Origin of the sequence: Affinirhizobium lemnae, from assembly GCF_022968395.1 — a bacterium.
Classification (GTDB): domain Bacteria; phylum Pseudomonadota; class Alphaproteobacteria; order Rhizobiales; family Rhizobiaceae; genus Neorhizobium; species Neorhizobium lemnae.
Genome location: NZ_JALJQZ010000089.1, coordinates 1 through 2,500, shown reverse-complemented (window position 1 = coordinate 2,500; position 2,500 = coordinate 1). Strand labels below are relative to the sequence as shown.

The 2,500-nt window shown below is 54.0% G+C and carries 2 rRNA genes (1 of these 2 cut by a window edge); both read left to right on the top strand.

Features of this window, described 5'->3' with window-relative positions:
• Positions 1–1,962 (top strand): 23S ribosomal RNA (locus MUU53_RS22745) (it extends 1,032 nt beyond the left edge of the window).
• Between the two features lie 220 nt (positions 1,963–2,182).
• Positions 2,183–2,297, top strand: a 5S ribosomal RNA gene (gene rrf, locus MUU53_RS22740).
• Positions 2,298–2,500 lie beyond the last annotated feature (203 nt).

The window sequence follows — 2,500 nt, the reverse complement described above, 5'->3', positions numbered from 1 at the left end:
ATAGCTGGTTCTCCGCGAAATCTATTTAGGTAGAGCGTCGACCGAATACCCTCGGGGGTAGAGCACTGGATGGGCTATGGGGACTCACCGTCTTACTGATCCTAACCAAACTCCGAATACCGAGGAGTACTAGTCGGCAGACACACGGCGGGTGCTAACGTCCGTCGTGAAGAGGGCAACAACCCTGACCTCCAGCTAAGGTCCCCAAGTCATGGCTAAGTGGGAAAGGATGTGAGGATCCCAAAACAACCAGGATGTTGGCTTAGAAGCAGCCATCATTTAAAGAAAGCGTAACAGCTCACTGGTCTAAATAAGGGTCTTTGCGCCGAAAATGTAACGGGGCTAAAGCCATGCACCGAAGCTGAGGATACATCGTAAGATGTGTGGTAGCGGAGCGTTCCGTAAGCCAGTGAAGGAGGACCCGTGAGGGCCTCTGGAGGTATCGGAAGTGCGAATGTTGACATGAGTAACGATAAAGGGGGTGAGAGACCCCCTCGCCGAAAGACCAAGGGTTCCTGCTTAAAGTTAATCTGAGCAGGGTTAGCCGGCCCCTAAGACGAGGCGGACACGCGTAGTCGATGGGAACCACGTTAATATTCGTGGGCCTGGTGGTAGTGACGGATTGCGTAACTTGTTCATTCTTATTGGATTGGATGGGCAGGGAAGCGGTTCCAGGAAATAGCTCCATCATTATAGACCGTACCCGAAACCGACACAGGTGGTCAGGTAGAGTATACCAAGGCGCTTGAGAGAACTATGTTGAAGGAACTCGGCAAATTGCACGCGTAACTTCGGAAGAAGCGTGACCCCATTATACGCAAGTATATTGGGGTGGCACAGACCAGGGGGTAGCGACTGTTTATCAAAAACACAGGGCTCTGCGAAGTCGATAAGACGACGTATAGGGTCTGACGCCTGCCCGGTGCTGGAAGGTTAAGAGGAGAGGTGCAAGCTTTGAATCGAAGCCCCAGTAAACGGCGGCCGTAACTATAACGGTCCTAAGGTAGCGAAATTCCTTGTCGGGTAAGTTCCGACCTGCACGAATGGCGTAACGACTTCCCCGCTGTCTCCAACATAGACTCAGTGAAATTGAATTCCCCGTGAAGATGCGGGGTTCCTGCGGTCAGACGGAAAGACCCCGTGCACCTTTACTATAGCTTTACACTGGCATTCGTGTCGGCATGTGTAGGATAGGTGGTAGGCTTTGAAGCGGGGACGCCAGTTCTCGTGGAGCCATCCTTGAAATACCACCCTTATCGTCATGGATGTCTAACCGCGGTCCGTTATCCGGATCCGGGACAGTGTATGGTGGGTAGTTTGACTGGGGCGGTCGCCTCCGAAAGAGTAACGGAGGCGCGCGATGGTGGGCTCAGACCGGTCGGAAATCGGTCGTCGAGTGCAATGGCATAAGCCCGCCTGACTGCGAGACTGACAAGTCGAGCAGAGACGAAAGTCGGTCATAGTGATCCGGTGGTCCCGCGTGGAAGGGCCATCGCTCAACGGATAAAAGGTACGCCGGGGATAACAGGCTGATGACCCCCAAGAGTCCATATCGACGGGGTTGTTTGGCACCTCGATGTCGGCTCATCGCATCCTGGGGCTGGAGCAGGTCCCAAGGGTTTGGCTGTTCGCCAATTAAAGCGGTACGTGAGCTGGGTTCAGAACGTCGTGAGACAGTTCGGTCCCTATCTGCCGTGGGTGTAGGAATATTGACAGGATCTGTCCCTAGTACGAGAGGACCGGGATGGACATATCTCTGGTGGACCTGTTGTCGTGCCAACGGCATAGCAGGGTAGCTATATATGGAAGGGATAACCGCTGAAGGCATCTAAGCGGGAAACCCACCTGAAAACGAGTATTCCCTATCAGGGCCGTGGAAGACGACCACGTTGATAGGAGGCGTGTGGACGTGCGGTAACGCATGAAGCTTAGCCTTACTAATAGCCCGATTGGCTTGATCGTTCTCATTGAAAATGCTCATCGATAAATCGATGAGCCATCTGTTTTGTCCTCACGCTGTCGCATCCTGCGGATGCTTCGCTGCGGACCACGCGCCAAACGATTGGCGACGCGCCTTGCGCTTGCGGACTTTGTCCGAGCCGGAGCAAGGAAAACAAAAAAGACGTGTTCAAAAAAAGAGGGTTACCCCTCGCCAGCTTCTCATCTGATTGCCCTTAGCCGACCTGGTGGTTATGGCGGGGCGGCCGCACCCGTTCCCATTCCGAACACGGCCGTGAAACGTCCCAGCGCCAATGGTACTTCGTCTCAAGACGCGGGAGAGTAGGTCGCTGCCAGGTCTGCTAAAGGCAATCAAAATCTTCTCAACACAACCTTCGGCCCAAGCCGACATGCAAGCGCCGCCGAAAACGCGGCCTTTTTGCCGCAAAATCATCTAGAAGCGTCACACCAAAAATGCGACGCGCAGGCTAAGAGCAGCCCAGTCCACCCAACGGACACGAAAAGTGACCGAGGACGGGACAAAACAATAAACAACCGGGCA